Annotated in this window: 13 protein-coding genes; 8 read left to right on the top strand and 5 right to left on the bottom strand. The window is 62.8% G+C overall.

Annotated features, from left to right (window positions below):
• The first annotated feature begins 15 nt into the window (after nt 1-15).
• The gene (locus tag GWQ44_RS16450) at nt 16-2,667 is read left to right on the top strand and encodes a sensor histidine kinase KdpD (RefSeq protein ID WP_275927810.1); all 2,652 of its coding nucleotides are present in this window, start codon (nt 16-18) and stop codon (nt 2,665-2,667) included.
• A 100-nt stretch (nt 2,668-2,767) separates the two neighbouring features.
• Nucleotides 2,768-3,463: a response regulator gene (locus tag GWQ44_RS16445; protein ID WP_016964075.1), complete on the top strand. Its 696-nt coding sequence runs from the start codon at nt 2,768-2,770 to the stop codon at nt 3,461-3,463.
• A 25-nt stretch (nt 3,464-3,488) separates the two neighbouring features.
• Here the strand turns inward: GWQ44_RS16445 and GWQ44_RS16440 are convergent, their stop codons facing one another.
• Nucleotides 3,489-4,526, bottom strand: a complete 1,038-nt coding sequence (locus tag GWQ44_RS16440; protein WP_016964074.1) for a patatin-like phospholipase family protein — start codon at nt 4,524-4,526, stop codon at nt 3,489-3,491.
• Nucleotides 4,527-4,747: 221 nt separating this feature from the next.
• On the opposite strand from GWQ44_RS16440, the gene GWQ44_RS16435 reads away from it, so the two are divergent.
• From GWQ44_RS16435 to GWQ44_RS16425, 3 genes are all read left to right on the top strand, one after another.
• A complete protein-coding gene (locus GWQ44_RS16435) occupies nt 4,748-5,026 on the top strand; it encodes a hypothetical protein (RefSeq protein WP_016964073.1) in 279 nt (92 codons plus the stop codon).
• Between the two features lie 138 nt (nt 5,027-5,164).
• Nucleotides 5,165-5,932: a CHAD domain-containing protein gene (locus GWQ44_RS16430; RefSeq protein ID WP_275927809.1), complete on the top strand. Its 768-nt coding sequence runs from the start codon at nt 5,165-5,167 to the stop codon at nt 5,930-5,932.
• Between the two features lie 107 nt (nt 5,933-6,039).
• Nucleotides 6,040-6,837, top strand: coding sequence for a thioesterase family protein (locus GWQ44_RS16425; RefSeq protein ID WP_275927808.1), 798 nt, complete (start codon nt 6,040-6,042; stop codon nt 6,835-6,837).
• 4 nt (nt 6,838-6,841) lie between these two features.
• On the opposite strand, the gene GWQ44_RS16420 is transcribed toward GWQ44_RS16425, so the two are convergent.
• From GWQ44_RS16420 to GWQ44_RS16410, 3 genes are all read right to left on the bottom strand, one after another.
• The gene (locus GWQ44_RS16420; RefSeq protein WP_275927807.1) at nt 6,842-7,204 is read right to left on the bottom strand and encodes a terminase; all 363 of its coding nucleotides are present in this window, start codon (nt 7,202-7,204) and stop codon (nt 6,842-6,844) included.
• A 113-nt stretch (nt 7,205-7,317) separates the two neighbouring features.
• Nucleotides 7,318-8,799: a methyl-accepting chemotaxis protein gene (locus tag GWQ44_RS16415; protein ID WP_103739937.1), complete on the bottom strand. Its 1,482-nt coding sequence runs from the start codon at nt 8,797-8,799 to the stop codon at nt 7,318-7,320.
• Nucleotides 8,800-8,884: 85 nt separating this feature from the next.
• The gene (locus tag GWQ44_RS16410; protein ID WP_047305545.1) at nt 8,885-9,691 is read right to left on the bottom strand and encodes a TatD family hydrolase; all 807 of its coding nucleotides are present in this window, start codon (nt 9,689-9,691) and stop codon (nt 8,885-8,887) included.
• A gap of 235 nt (nt 9,692-9,926) precedes the next feature.
• Here GWQ44_RS16410 and GWQ44_RS16405 point away from each other — a divergent pair, with 235 nt between their 5' ends.
• The 3 genes from GWQ44_RS16405 to GWQ44_RS16395 all read left to right on the top strand — a co-directional run bounded on the left by GWQ44_RS16405 (nt 9,927) and on the right by GWQ44_RS16395 (nt 12,492).
• Nucleotides 9,927-11,348 (top strand): transglycosylase SLT domain-containing protein, encoded by a 1,422-nt coding sequence (locus GWQ44_RS16405; protein ID WP_275927806.1) that lies wholly within the window; start codon nt 9,927-9,929, stop codon nt 11,346-11,348.
• Nucleotides 11,349-11,450: 102 nt separating this feature from the next.
• Nucleotides 11,451-11,885, top strand: a complete 435-nt coding sequence (locus GWQ44_RS16400) for a DoxX family protein (protein ID WP_016967437.1) — start codon at nt 11,451-11,453, stop codon at nt 11,883-11,885.
• A 298-nt stretch (nt 11,886-12,183) separates the two neighbouring features.
• Nucleotides 12,184-12,492 carry a hypothetical protein gene (locus GWQ44_RS16395; protein WP_016967436.1) on the top strand — a complete coding sequence of 103 codons (309 nt, stop codon included), beginning with the start codon at nt 12,184-12,186 and terminating at the stop codon, nt 12,490-12,492.
• A gap of 138 nt (nt 12,493-12,630) precedes the next feature.
• Here GWQ44_RS16395 and GWQ44_RS16390 read toward each other — a convergent pair whose 3' ends face one another.
• Nucleotides 12,631-13,260, bottom strand: a complete 630-nt coding sequence (locus GWQ44_RS16390) for a response regulator transcription factor (protein WP_016967435.1) — start codon at nt 13,258-13,260, stop codon at nt 12,631-12,633.
• Between the last annotated feature and the right edge of the window lie 286 nt (nt 13,261-13,546).

Here is a 13,546-nt window from a genome sequence, read left to right as displayed (position 1 = left end):
GCAGAGAGATACCCCATGAGTGATTCCGGTCGCGCCGATGCGTTGCTCGCTGAACTGCCCCGGGACGGCCGTGGCCGGCTCAAGGTCTTTCTCGGCGCCGCTCCCGGCGTCGGCAAGACCTACGCCATGCTCCAGGCCGCCCACGCGCAACTGCGCCAAGGGGTCAAGGTGCTCGCCGGGGTGGTGGAAACCCACGGTCGCGCCGAAACCGAGGCGCTGCTGGCCGGCTTGCCGCAGCAGCCTCTGGTGCGTTCGGAATACCGCGGGGTGATGCTCGAGGAAATGGACCTGGACGGCCTGCTCAAGGCCAAGCCCAAGCTGGTGCTGGTGGATGAGCTGGCCCACAGCAATGCCCCGGGCAGCCGCCACGCCAAGCGCTGGCAGGATATTCAGGAGCTGCTGGCGGCCGGCATCGATGTGTTCACCACGGTCAATGTCCAGCACCTGGAAAGCCTGAATGATCAGGTCCGCGGCATCACCGGGGTCCAGGTGCGCGAGACCCTGCCCGACTGGGTGCTGCAGGAAGCCTACGAACTGCTGCTGGTGGACCTGCCGCCGCGGGAACTGCTGGAGCGCCTGCGCGACGGCAAGGTCTATGTGCCGGAACAGGCGCGGGCGGCCATCGATGCGTTTTTTACCCAGACCAATCTCACCGCCCTGCGCGAGTTGGCGATGCAGACAGCCGCGGCCCAGGTGGATAACGACCTGGCCCTGGGCTATCGCCAGCTCGGCCAGGCGGCGCCGGCGGTGCGCGGGCGCTTGCTGGTGGGCATTGATGGCGACGCCCAGGCCGAGCGCCTGGTGCGCCATGCCAGTCGCGTGGCCCAGCGCCGGCACCTGCCCTGGAGCCTGGTGCATGTGGACAATGGCCGGCTGCAGGACGAGCAATCGCGGCTGCGGTTGCAGGCGGCGCAGCAACTGGCTGAGCGCCTGGGCGGGGAGGTGGTCCTGCTGCGGGCCGGCGAGGTGGCCAAGACTCTGATCCAGCACGCCGCCGAACGGCGTGCCAGCCTGCTGCTGGTGGGGCAGTCCAGCCGTCGCTGGCGTCGGCGCTGGTTTGGCGGCGGTCTGGCGGCGCGCCTGTTGCGCAACGCCGAGGGCCTGGAGATCAATGTGCTGGACACCGATCCCCTGCCGCATCAGCCGGGATTGCGAAGCCAGCATTCCCTGCAGTGGTTCGACTACGGCCTGGCGCTGTTGGCCACCGTGCTGGCCAGCGCCATGGCCTGGGGCGTGGCCAGTATCCTGCCGCTGCCGAACATCTCGCTGGTGTTTCTCGCCGCGGTCTTGCTGGTGGCGGTGCGCAGCAGCCTGGGGCCGGCCCTGGCCTGCGCCGCGCTGTCGTTTTTGGCTTATGACTTCCTGTTTATCCCGCCCAGTTTCTCGTTTGCCATCCAGCGTGAAGAGGATGTGCTGACCCTGTTGTTCTTCCTGCTGATGGCCGCGCTCACCGGCAATCTGGCGGCGCGCCAGCGGCGGCAGTTGCAGGCGCTGCGCGAAACCCAGGAAGAAACCGGCGAATTGCTCGACCTGTCGCGCAAGCTCACGGCCGCTACCGATCGGCAGGCGGTGATCAGCGCCGCTGCCCAGCACCTGCACGGTCGCGATGAACTGCGCATCTGCCTGCTCAATCGCGACGGACAGGGCGGCTGGAAAGTCGAGACCGGCGGTTCGCTGCAGTTTTCCGAGGCGGAGCGGGCCGCGGCGGACTGGGCCTGGCAGCATGATCAACCGGCGGGCCTGGGCACCGGGACCCTGCCATTCGGGCGTTGGTGGTGGTGGCCGCTTTCGGTGGACGACGGCCCCCTGGGGCTGCTGGGAGTCTGCCCCAGGGAGGGCGAGGAATTCAGTGGACAGCGCCGGCGCCTGCTCACGGCCCTCAGCCAGCCGCTGGCCCAGGCCCTGGCCCGGGCGCGCCTGGCGGAGGATCTGGAGGCGGCGCGCCTGCACGGTGAAACCGAACAGTTGCGCAGTGCCTTGCTGGCCTCGGTGTCCCACGACCTGCGCACGCCGCTGACGTCGATGCGCGGCAGTATCGACAGCCTGCTGGCGCTGGGGGAGGCGATTCCCCTGGAAGACCGGCGTGAATTGCTCGAAGGCACGCGCGATGAAGCCGAGCGCCTGGATCGCTACATCCAGAACCTGCTGGACATGACCCGGCTTGGACATGGTGCGTTGAAGCTGGCCCGGGACTGGGTGGCGCCGGGGGACATTGTCGGCAGTGCCCTGAACCGCCTGCGGGTGGTGCTGGCGCCGTTGCGGGTGAGCACCGAGTTGCCACCGGACCTGCCGCTGCTCTATGTCCATGCGGCCCTGATCGAGCAGGCGCTGGTCAACGTCCTGGAAAACTCCGCGCGCTTTTCGCCGCCCCAGGGGCGTTTGCAACTGCGGGTCAGTGCCAGTGAGGGTGAGTTGAGCTTTGCCGTCAGCGACGAAGGGCCGGGGATTCCCGAGGAGGAGCGGGCGAAGATCTTCGACATGTTCTACACCGCCGCCCGCGGCGACCGCGGCGGACAGGGCACGGGCCTGGGACTGGCGATCTGCCAGGGCATGGTTGGTGCCCATGGCGGGCATATCAGCGTCGCCGAAGGCATCGACGGCCAGGGTACTTGCATCACCTTGCACCTGCCGTTGCAGACCCAGCCCGAGCTGGAGAACGATGTGTGACACGCTGTGGTCCGCAATGCTGCCAGCGTGCACGAATGCCATTTGGATGTGGCAGGGCGTGCGCTACTCTTTTGCCTCTTATTTGTCTTGAATCGAACCCATGAGCCAGACCGCGACCATCCTGGTCATCGACGACGAGCCGCAGATCCGCAAGTTCTTGCGCATCAGCCTGGCGTCACAAGGATACAAAGTGATTGAAGCCGGAACCGGTGCCGAAGGCCTGGCCCAGGCGGCGCTGAACAAACCGGACCTGCTGGTGCTCGATCTGGGGCTGCCGGACATCGATGGCCAGCAGGTCCTGCGTGAATTTCGCGAGTGGTCGACGGTGCCGGTGCTGGTGCTTTCGGTACGCGCCAGCGAAGTGCAGAAGGTTGAAGCCCTGGACGGTGGCGCCAATGACTACGTGACCAAACCCTTCGGCATCCAGGAGTTCCTGGCGCGCATCCGTGCCCTGTTGCGTCAGGCGCCCGCCGGCGAGGTGCAGGAAGCGGCCTTGCAGGTGGGGCCGCTGACGGTGGACCTGGCCTATCGCCGGGTGCTTCTGGACGGTCTTGAAGTGGCCTTGACCCGCAAGGAATACGCCGTGCTGGCGCAGCTGGCACGGCATCCCGGGCGGGTGATCACCCAGCAGCAGTTGCTCAAGGACATCTGGGGGCCGACCCACACCGACGACAGCCACTACCTGCGGATCGTGGTCGGCCATCTGCGGCAGAAACTGGCGGACGACCCGACCCGGCCACGCTTCATCGTGACCGAGGCGGGAGTGGGCTACCGGCTCTTGGGCGGTGATTCCTGAGCCGTCAGGCTCAGGTCTTGCAGGTTCAGTGCTGTTCCTGTTCGTAGCGGTCCAGGGTGTCGCTGGCGATTTGTCGACCCAGGGCGATCAGTTCCGGCGCCTTGTAGAACTCGAAGAAGCGGCACACGCGCTTGGGCACGTTGATCAGGATGTCCGGCGGGTAGCCGGCAATCTTGTATTGCGCCAGGGAGGTCTGCATCACCTCGAAGCTCTGGTTCACCAGGTCCAGCAGCGACGCCGGGCCGACGTTGTCGATGATGAACGAACCACTGGCGGACTTGGGGGCGCCTTCGGTTTCCGGGGCGGCGGCCGGTTGCTGGGCCTCCGGCTCGGCGCCTTCGACCCAGGGATTGATGTCGGCCGCTTCGCTCTTGAAGGCTTCCTGTTCGAGCAGCAACAGTTGCTCGGCCTGCTTGCGGCGAAATGGCAGGTGCGAGCCCAGGGAGTTGATCAGGCTGTCGAAGCGGCTCTTGAACGCCGGCGGGCGCTGGATCACCGGCAACTGATAGTGGCGCTGGTTGGTGGAGTTGAGGTTGACCGCGATGATCAGGTCGCAGTGACTGGACACCACCGGTACGATCGGCAGCGGGTTGAGCAGGCCGCCGTCCACCAGCATGCGGTTGCCCTGCATCACTGGGGTGAACAGGCTGGGAATGGCCGCCGAGGCGCGCATGGCCTGATGCAGGCAGCCCTCCTGGAACCAGATCTCCTGCTGGTTGGTGAGGTCGGTGGCCACGGCGGTGTAGGGAATGCGCAGTTCTTCGATGTTGATGTCACCGACGATCTTGCGGATCTGGCCGAAGACCTTTTCGCCGCGAATCGCCCCCAGGCGGAAGCTCACGTCCACCAGGCGCAGCACATCGAGGTAGTCCAGGCTTTCGATCCATTCCCGGTACTCGGCGAGTTTGCCCGCCGCGTAGATGCCGCCCACTACGGCGCCCATCGAGCAGCCGGCGATGCAGGCTATGTCATACCCGCGTCTTTCGATCTCCTCGATGACCCCGATATGGGCATACCCGCGCGCGCCTCCTGAGCCGAGGACCAATGCCACACGTTTGTTCATGATTCGTCCCTTCGCCAAACAGGCTGCAACAATGCACCCATAGCGCCCCAGGGTTCAATTACTGATGCGCCGGCAGGTTGCATCAGTGTTTTTTCCTAGGGGCCGGCAGGCGCTGACGCTATGCTCCTGCGGCTATATTTTCCAAAGGTCGAGTCAGGCACTTTTTGCCGCTGCCATCGTCTTAACCTGTACGACTGTTTCTTATTCCTGAGGTGTCATTGATGAAAGCCTGGATCTGTTTGCCCCTGATTGCATTGGTTCTGACCGGCTGCGCGGGCAAGACCGCCTACCGCGACAGTTGCGGCACTCAGCTGGACGCCGCTTGGCATGAGCTGGACCTGGCCAAGGCCGAAGGGTTCGCGGGCACCGTGAGCTATTCCAAGGCCCTGTCCCTGCTGACCGGCGCCAAGACCCAGCAGCAATTCGAAGCCTTTGAAGGCTGCACCAAGAAAGCCGAGAAGGCGCGCTTCTACATTCGTGAGTCGCGTGCCGGGCGCTGATCTGCACCAGGCGCTACGCTGAAGCTGCAACCTCATCGTGGGCCCATGACCGGGCGCAATGCCGGTCACGGGCCCACGTTTCATTCTTGAGCTGGATAAGCCGAATTCAGGCTTGCACGTCGTATTGGGGAACCCGTGATGTCTGCCTTGGTTGATCGATTGGTGGCTCAGATCCTGAGCCTGGAAGTGAGCTTGCTGGCTTGTCAGGCGCGCATGGCGGCTGCCACCGATGCCGAGGCGCTGCACGACTTGCGCATCACCGTGCGGCGCTTGCGCAGCCTGTTGCGTCCGCTGCGCGGCTTGCCCGGTGTCGAGCAGTTGGAGGCCGCGGCCAGCGCGGTCGGGCAACTGACAACGCCGATGCGTGATCGTGAAGTGCTGGCGGCTCATCTGCACCAGCATGGCCATCACCTTGCCGCCGAGCGGCGCACCGCCCAGGTGCGCAGGGAGTATTCGGCAGTGGCGGGCGGGCCGCAGTTGGCCCAGCTGTTCCTGGTACTGGATGCGTTTCCGCGATTTCTGCGGGCTTGCCAGCGCCAGGGCTTGCTCCGGGGGTTGCGGGTGCGGATTGAAAAGCGCCTGGCCAAGCAGTGGAAAGCCCTGGGCGAGGCGCTGCAGGACCCCGCTCACGATCGCCATCGTTTGCGGCTGTTGATCAAGCGTGTGCGCTACGCGGCCGATGCCTATCCGCAGCTTGATCGCCTGCCGGCGCTGGCGATCAAGCGTCTCAAGGCGGCCCAGGGCGCCTTGGGGGATTGGCATGACTGCTGGCAATGGCTGGCTCAGGCCGAGCAGCAACCGGACCTGCTGCCCTGTGTCGCCGGCTGGCGTCGCACCATGCTCAAGGCCGAAACCACGGCTGATCGGGTGCTGGAGCAGTTGTACGGCGATTGCTTTGGTAACTGATCATCGTGGTGCGGCTTATCTGTCCGCTGCTTTGGCCGGAATAGTGGCTGTACGGCTCTACGACGCTGGTTAAGATCGCCGAGTATTTTTATTGCCCCGAGGTTTTCATGCGTTTCTATGATTTGCTCGAAGCCGTTCGCGGCCAGCCCCAGGCGCTGACCATTCCGGCAGAGTGGGCTCAAGGTCGCGCCAGTTTCGGTGGCCTGGTGGTCGCCCTGCAGTACGAAGCGATGCGCGCCAAGGTTCCGGCGGAGCGCCCGGTGCGTTCGTTGGCGGTGACTTTTGTCGGGCCCATGGCGCCGGACGTACCGGTCAGTTTTGAAGTGGATGTCCTGCGTGAAGGCAAGGCGGTCAGCCAGGTATTGGGGCGGGTGATGCAGGAAGGCCAGGTGGTGACCCTGGTGCAGGGCAGCTTTGGCGCTTCACGCGAGTCCTCGGTGACGGTTGACGCCGCACCGGCGCCCGAGATGAAGCACTGGGATGACTGTCAGGAGCTGCCCTACATCAAGGGCATGACGCCGGAGTTCATGCGCCATCTGGCGATGCGCTGGAGTATTGGCGGCCTGCCTTTTACCGGCAACCGTTCCCGGGAGATGGGGGGCTGGGTGCGTTTGCGCGGTGAGGTCAAGGAAGAACCCGTGACCGAGGCGCACATTCTGGCGCTGGTGGATGCCTGGCCGCCGGCCTTGTTGCCGCATCTGAGCAAGCCGGCCGCCGGCAGCACCCTGACCTGGACCATCGAGTTCGTGCAACCGCTGCTGTCGGTGAGCACCCTGGACTGGTGCAAGTACCGGGTGGAAACCGAACATGCCCGCGACGGTTACGGCCACGCTGCGGCGGCACTCTGGAGTGCCGAGGGGCAACTGATCGCCCTGAGCCGGCAGACGGTGACCGTCTTCGCCTGAGGCCTCAGTGCCGGTGGCGTTGCAACCAAGCCCGCCACCAGGCACCGCTCAGGACAAAGCGCGGAAAGGTCAGAAATTGCTCCACCAGCAGGCGTTGCACGGCGTCTTGTCGATCCGTGAACGGCTCGACGGTTTGTGCTTCCAGGCTATGCCCATGGCGTTGCAGGCCCAGGGCGGCCAGTACGCCGACCACGCCGATGGCCAGGCTCAGAAAGCTCAGGGAAAACACCCCCGAGACGATCAGCAGAAAACCGACGATGAACAGCGGTACGGCAATCAGGTGCAACACCAGATTGGTCGGGTGCTGATGGCTCTGTGGGTAGACGCGCCATTGCCAGGCCGGAAGGTTGGGGTGACGTTTGCCCATGGTGATCATCCTCGGTTCTTGAAAACTCGTGAGCCAAGAATAGGGGCGAGGTCGGGGGAGGGCGAATCAAGGCTGGCTATCGCTCCGATAGCCAGCAGGCAATGGGCAGGGGATCAGAGCTTCAGTTGGCCGATGGCCTTGCTCAGCTCGCCGGCCAGGGTTGCCAGTTCGCTGCTGGTGGTGGCCGACGCCACGGTCTGTTGCACGGTGTTTTCGGTGACATCGCGGATGCTCACCACTGCCCGGTTCATTTCTTCGGCCACCTGGCTCTGTTGTTCCGCAGCCACGGCGATCTGTGTGTTGCTTTCCCGCATTTGCGCCACGGCGCCGGTGATCTCCGCCAGAGCCGCCCCCGCTTCCTGGGCCTGCTGCACGCAGTCGTCGGCCTTGAACGAGCTTTCCTGCATGAAGTCCACGGCATCCCGGGTGCCTGCCTGCAAGGCGGCGACCATGCCGGTGATTTCGTCGGTGGAAGACTGCACCCGTTTGGCCAGATTGCGCACCTCGTCGGCCACCACGGCAAAGCCGCGACCCATTTCCCCGGCTCTGGCCGCTTCGATGGCGGCGTTGAGTGCCAGCAGGTTGGTCTGTTCGGCGATGCTGTGGATCACGTTGACCACGCCGTTGATCTTCTGGCTGTCCTCCGCGAGCTTTTGAATCATCTCGGCGGTTTGCTGCACGCCGTTGGAGAGTCCGGCAATTGATTTCTGCACCCGGCCGACCACCTCATGGCCGGTGCCGGCCAGGGTGTCGGCGGTCTGCGACAGGTCCCGGGTGGCGCCGGCGTGCTGGGCGATGTGGAAGACGGTCGCGGACATTTCATTGATGGCAGTGGCGGCCTGATCGGTTTCGCTTTGCTGACCGAGCATGCCGTGACGTACATCGTTCATGCTCGAGGCCAGGCGCGCGGCACCCTGATCCAGCTGGCGAGCGGTGTTGGCCACGGTGTTCACCACCCGTTGGTAACCGGCCTGCATGGCATTGAAGGCGCTGGCCATCTGGCCGACCTCGTCCTTGCAGGACAGCGGCACCCGGGCCGAGAGGTCGCCGGTTTTCTCCACATGCAGCATCACATCCTTGAGGGTGTTGAGCTGGCTGAGGAGAAAACGGATCAGCAACTGCGAGGCGCAAAGCATGGCGAACATCAGGATGAAGACGGCGACGGCGTAGTTGGTGAAGCGATCGCTGAACACCTGAGCCAGGCTCGGGGCGTGGGCCAGCACGGCAACCTGCTGGCCGTTGGCGCGGCTGATGACCTCGGCGCCCAGCAGCGGGTTGTCGCCGAAGAGCGGCAGGTGATTGATTTCGACCCAGCCATTGGCGCCGTTCAGTTCAGGCAAGGCCTGCCCGTTGAGGCTGGGAGTCTGGCCCTGGGAGAAGGACAGCAGGTGCTCGTCAGTGGGCAAGGGCTGTCCGGCAGGCCAGGCATTGAGCAGATGGGCCTGGCTGCGGGCTGCGGCCTGGGCGGCCTGACTGCGGGCCTGCTGCTCCAGTTGCACCGCGTACAGCACCAATAACAGGGTGGTGACGAAGGCGACCGCATTGACCGCCCAGAATTTGTATTTCAGCGAGATATTGCTAAGCCAGGCACCCATAGAAGGTCTTCTCTGATTGAGCGAAACAGTATTGGCAAGGTGCCAGTATTGTGCCGCCATGATCTCGGAAAAATCTTGATATGGGTCAAGCAATTTCTGGCAGGTTGAAAAAGGCTCTGGAGCAGGCCGTGCTGTGGCTGGCCAGGTCTTGCGGCGTTTCGTCCCGGTGCAGGGCCACTTCCCGCAGGACTTCGGTCAGGTAGGCGGGTTCGTTACGGCCATTTTTCGGCTTCGGCCGCAGGCTGCGCGGCAGCAGGTAAGGGGCGTCGCTTTCCAGCATCAGGCGTCCCCGGGGGATATTGCGCACCAGCGGATGCAGATGGGTGCCCCGGCGTTCGTCGCAGATCCAGCCGGTGATGCCGATATGCAGGTCCAGGTCGAGGTAGCTGAACAGCGCGCGTTGCTCGCCAGTAAAGCAATGCACCACGGCCGCGGGCAAACGGTCACGAAAGTCTCGCAGAATGTCCAGCAGCCGCTGGTTGGCGTCGCGCTCGTGGAGGAAGACCGGCAGTTGCAGTTCGACCGCCAGGGCCAGGTGTTCTTCCAGGACCTTTTCCTGCTGCGGGCGAGGGGAGAAGTCGCGATTGAAGTCCAGTCCGCATTCGCCCACCGCTCGGATCCGTGGCTCGCTGAGCAGGGCGCGCAAGCGCCGCGGACTGTCGGCATTCCAGTCGCTGGCGCAGTGGGGGTGCAGGCCCGCGGTGGCGAACAGTCTGTGCCCGTCGGCATCCAATTGCTGGCACAGTTCCAGGGCCTGTTCACTGCCCTCGACGCTGGTGCCGGTGAGGATCAATTGGCAGACCCCGGCCTCATAGGCGCGATTGAGAACGGCTTGGTGTTTTTCGGCAAAACAGGGATTGGTCAGGTTGACGCCGATATCGATGAGTTGCATGGTGCTATCTCCGCCTGCGGCCGGAAAGCATATCAGAGCTGTAGATTTATAAGAAAAGCCAAGAACTACAACGAGTTAATGCTGTCTTTTGCTGCCAGAAGCAGGTCGCGGCCAGGCCTTTTGCCGCCGTTCCGCTGCTTTTTCGCACCTTGCCAGCGCTCAAGGCGCTCTGTTTTTGTCGATCAAGCCTTCAAGAAGCGACGAAGGGTTGAACAGCATTCCCTGCGGAGAACGGATGACCCGACCCTCGATCTTGCTCGCGCTGTGCCTGTCGTTGCTGCTGCCCTTGCCGGCCCTGGCGCGCCTGGCCGGACCGCCGGAAGCCCTGGCATCCGGCAAGGTCCGGGATCTGGCGGAGATCCGCAGCAGTCGCGTGCTGCGGGTGCTGGTCAATCAGAGCCGCAACAGTTCCGGTGAGGTCCAAGGGCAGGCGATTGGCGTCGAATACCACCGCCTGCGCGCGTTCGAGCAATACCTCAATGGTCATGCCCGTGATGGTCAGGAGATCAGCCTCAAGATCATTCCCAAGGCCAAGGATCAACTGCTGGGTGCTTTGCAACGTGGCGAGGGCGATCTGGTGGCGCCCGGGGAGTTGCTGGAAGCTCTGCCGGGCCATGCGGTCAGCTCCAGCGATCCCATCGTCAGCAATGTTCCGCTGCTGTTGGTAGGCATCAAGGGCAAGCGTCGTTACACGCGGATCGAACAGCTGTCCGGCAAGACGCTGGCCCTGACCACCGGCAGTGCCGCCGGCGAGGCGGTGAATCAGATCAATCAGCGCCTGGCGTTGCACAAGCTGGCGCCGATCAAGGTCGAGTGGGTGGACCCGAGTCTGGCGGTGGAGGACGTGCTGGAAATGGTTCAGGGGGGCATCTTTCACCTGACTATCGTCGAGCAGCCGATTGCCGAGCGCTGGAGCAAGATCCTGCCCAAGCTGCGTTTCGACCGGCAGTTGAAGATCAGCGAGCCGGGGGAGGAGCACTGGTTTGTGCGGCGCGATGCATCGATGCTGCGGGCCAGCATCGATCGTTTTCTCAAGAGCTATAAGACCCCGGCGGATCAGGATGTGGCGTTCCTGCGCATCTATCGGCGGCAGTATCAGGTGCATTACCCCCTGGCCCAAGCCGATCGCCAGCGCCTGGAAAAACTGCGTCCGGTGTTGCAGAAGCATGCTGGGGAACAAGGCATGGACTGGCTGAATCTGGCGGCTCTGGCTTTCAAGGAGTCGGCGCTGCAACCCAGCGCCAGGAGCGGTAGCGGCCCGACCGGCCTGATGCAGATCACGCCTTCGGCGGCGCAACGGGTCGGGGTCAACAATATCCAGTCCCTTGATAGCAATGTGCAGGCCGGGGCCAAGTACCTGGCGATGATTCGCCGCAAGTTCTTTGCCAGTCCCAAGCTCAACGAACGTGAGCGAATGGCGTTTGTCCTGGCCGCCTACAACATGGGGCCGGAACGGGTGCAGGGCATGCGCAGCGAAGCCCAGCGTCGTGGGCTCAATCCCAATCAGTGGTTTTTCCAGGTCGAGCGGATCGCCATGGAGCAGGTGGGTATGGGAGCGGTCAGCTATGTTAATAGCGTCAACAAATACTATCTGGCCTTTGACCGTGAACGGGACTCTCTGGAGCCTCGGGAGCGAAAAGTTGCGTCTCGCAAATAATCGAAAATACTGATTGTTATCTTGGAATTATTCCGCTTTTAACATGATAAAAACTGATTAGTATGGCGACCAACTTCCCCGTCTTACACAGGACTACAGAGCATGAGCACACTGATCAAAAACGTACTGAGCACTCGCGCCGGTTATGGCTTGACCGTTTTGCGGATTTTCGTCGGCATCATCTTTGCGGCCCACGGCTCGCAGAAGCTCTTTGGCTGGTTCGGTGGTGGTGGCCTGGCGGGAACGGCTCAGTGGATGGAGAGCATCGGCCTGGCGCCGGGGTATCTGATGGCGTTGCTGGCCGGTGGTACCGAGTTCTTCGCCGGTCTGGCGTTGATCATCGGCCTGTTGGCGCGTCCTGCTGCCTTGGGCCTGTCGTTCACCTTGCTGGTGGCAATCTTCTCGGTGCATATCAGCAACGGTTTGTTCATGGCCAACAACGGTTATGAATTCGCCCTGGCGCTGTTGGGCGGTACCCTTGCGGTGCTGTTTGAAGGTGCCGGCAAACTGTCGCTGGATGCAACGATCGCCAAGTGATCCGAGGGCTTTATCCATCCGTCGCTGGTGGCGTTTGGACGCTCTGGATCAACCCTTAGGAAAGTTTCCAAGGCCTGCCGATGCAGGCCTTTTTCGTTGCTGCAAAATCTTGACACTGACCGGCCAGCTTCTCTAGGATGCTGCTCATGCGCCGATTTAAACAGCTACTTGCGGGGCGCCAGGTGAGTCGCAAGACCGCCGATAGAAGCTGCAGGCAGGCTTCGAAATACCGCTAAAGCGCTGGTTCGGTGTTGCCTCTCACCTGCCCGGCAGAAACCAGAGGCAGAGACACAATACGATGAATGCACCACGCCCCCTTGTACGTCTTGCGCCGCTCACGGCGAGCCTTTCCCAGCGCAACCCGAAAATCCTGCTTGGCGGCAAGCACCAACCCACCCTGTTGCGTTATCTCGATGGCTGGCCACGGCGTTCCGTGGGCCCGGCGGCCTTTCTGATTCAGTTTGTCGAAGAGGGCGAGTCCCTGGCTCGTTTTGCCAGTGACAGCTTTGATCTGGCGGTCATTCCGGCGCCCAGTGCCGAGCATGCCGCTGAAGTCATCAAGCAATTGACCCGCGTCGCTCGCCAAGGGCTGATCATTCGTCGCTAGTGGCGGCTCCGACGGCGCTGTGCAGCTTGCTGCTGAACTGCGCCGTATTCAGATGATGATTGCATCGAGCAGAGAATGGCTGGCGTATTTCCAGCTGCGGGGTTGCCCCTTGCTCATGAAGTGATCGGGGCTCGCAATTCAAACAACCGCATTGCGTTTTGCCAGTTCAGCCAGGGCCACCAGGTTGGAAATGTTGAAGCGCTTGAGCAAACGCACTTTGTAGGTACTGACGGTCTTGTGGCTGATCAGCAGGGCGTCGGCAATCTGCTGATTGTTCAGGCCGGTGGCCAGCAGTTTCAGGACGGTGATCTCGCGATCGGTCAGGCGGGAGATCAGTACGCTTTCCTGGCTGGCAGCATTGGTGTTCTGCTGCAGGATATTGATGGTGTCCTCCGGGAAGTAGCTGTACCCGGACAGAATCGCTTTCACTGCATTGGCCAGTTCGTGAAGATTCTCGGTCTTGCACAGAAAGCCCGCGGCTCCGGCCTGCAGGCAGCGCAACGCGAAGTTCTTCGAATCGCTGGAAGTCAAAACCAGGGTCTTCACATGCAGGTCTGCGGACTTGATATGGGCGATGACCGAGAACCCGTCCAGGTTGGGAATCCCCAGGTCGAGGATCAACAGGTCCGGCATGTGTTTACGCACCAGTTGCACGGCGTCCGCACCGTTGTCGGCCTCAGCGACGATGGTGTGGTGATGGGGTTCCAGCACCGACCTGATGGCCAGTCGGATCAGTGGGTGGTCATCGACGATAATGATGTTGCCCATTTAGTGCATTCCCTTTGTCTTTTTAGAGGTTTGGTCGCTGGTGGCGGGTTCTTTGCGGAGGTTGGTTGCAAGTGGTCAGGCGTGCCGAGTACAAACGCTGTTGCTTAAAATGTGTCTGAGGCCGCAAGCCTCGGCGGTTTGGCTCTATGATTGGCCGACCTCTCTGAAATCTAAATCGGACAAATCTGATAGTGCTGCGTCAATGATTCGCGGGGAGGGCAGCCGCCCGAGATCGGCCGGGTTCATCGGTCAATTCGAATAACAGAACAGCCGCTACAAGGCTGGA

The sequence above is a fragment of the Pseudomonas sp. 3MA1 genome, from assembly GCF_029237275.1.
Classification (GTDB): domain Bacteria; phylum Pseudomonadota; class Gammaproteobacteria; order Pseudomonadales; family Pseudomonadaceae; genus Aquipseudomonas; species Aquipseudomonas fluorescens_AP.
Note: the sequence above shows the minus strand (reverse complement) of the source record. Positions and strands in the feature narration are given on the sequence as shown.

Excerpts from the sequence above, each read along its gene's own strand:
- GWQ44_RS16450 (WP_275927810.1), top strand. The coding sequence starts at position 16 with ATGAGTGATTCCGGTCGCGCCGATGCGTTGCTCGCTGAACTGCCCCGG.
- GWQ44_RS16445 (WP_016964075.1), top strand. The coding sequence starts at position 2,768 with ATGAGCCAGACCGCGACCATCCTGGTCATCGACGACGAGCCGCAGATC.
- GWQ44_RS16440 (WP_016964074.1), bottom strand. The coding sequence starts at position 4,526 with ATGAACAAACGTGTGGCATTGGTCCTCGGCTCAGGAGGCGCGCGCGGG.
- GWQ44_RS16435 (WP_016964073.1), top strand. The coding sequence starts at position 4,748 with ATGAAAGCCTGGATCTGTTTGCCCCTGATTGCATTGGTTCTGACCGGC.
- GWQ44_RS16430 (WP_275927809.1), top strand. The coding sequence starts at position 5,165 with ATGTCTGCCTTGGTTGATCGATTGGTGGCTCAGATCCTGAGCCTGGAA.
- GWQ44_RS16425 (WP_275927808.1), top strand. The coding sequence starts at position 6,040 with ATGCGTTTCTATGATTTGCTCGAAGCCGTTCGCGGCCAGCCCCAGGCG.
- GWQ44_RS16420 (WP_275927807.1), bottom strand. The coding sequence starts at position 7,204 with ATGGGCAAACGTCACCCCAACCTTCCGGCCTGGCAATGGCGCGTCTAC.
- GWQ44_RS16415 (WP_103739937.1), bottom strand. The coding sequence starts at position 8,799 with ATGGGTGCCTGGCTTAGCAATATCTCGCTGAAATACAAATTCTGGGCG.
- GWQ44_RS16410 (WP_047305545.1), bottom strand. The coding sequence starts at position 9,691 with ATGCAACTCATCGATATCGGCGTCAACCTGACCAATCCCTGTTTTGCC.
- GWQ44_RS16405 (WP_275927806.1), top strand. The coding sequence starts at position 9,927 with ATGACCCGACCCTCGATCTTGCTCGCGCTGTGCCTGTCGTTGCTGCTG.
- GWQ44_RS16400 (WP_016967437.1), top strand. The coding sequence starts at position 11,451 with ATGAGCACACTGATCAAAAACGTACTGAGCACTCGCGCCGGTTATGGC.
- GWQ44_RS16395 (WP_016967436.1), top strand. The coding sequence starts at position 12,184 with ATGAATGCACCACGCCCCCTTGTACGTCTTGCGCCGCTCACGGCGAGC.
- GWQ44_RS16390 (WP_016967435.1), bottom strand. The coding sequence starts at position 13,260 with ATGGGCAACATCATTATCGTCGATGACCACCCACTGATCCGACTGGCC.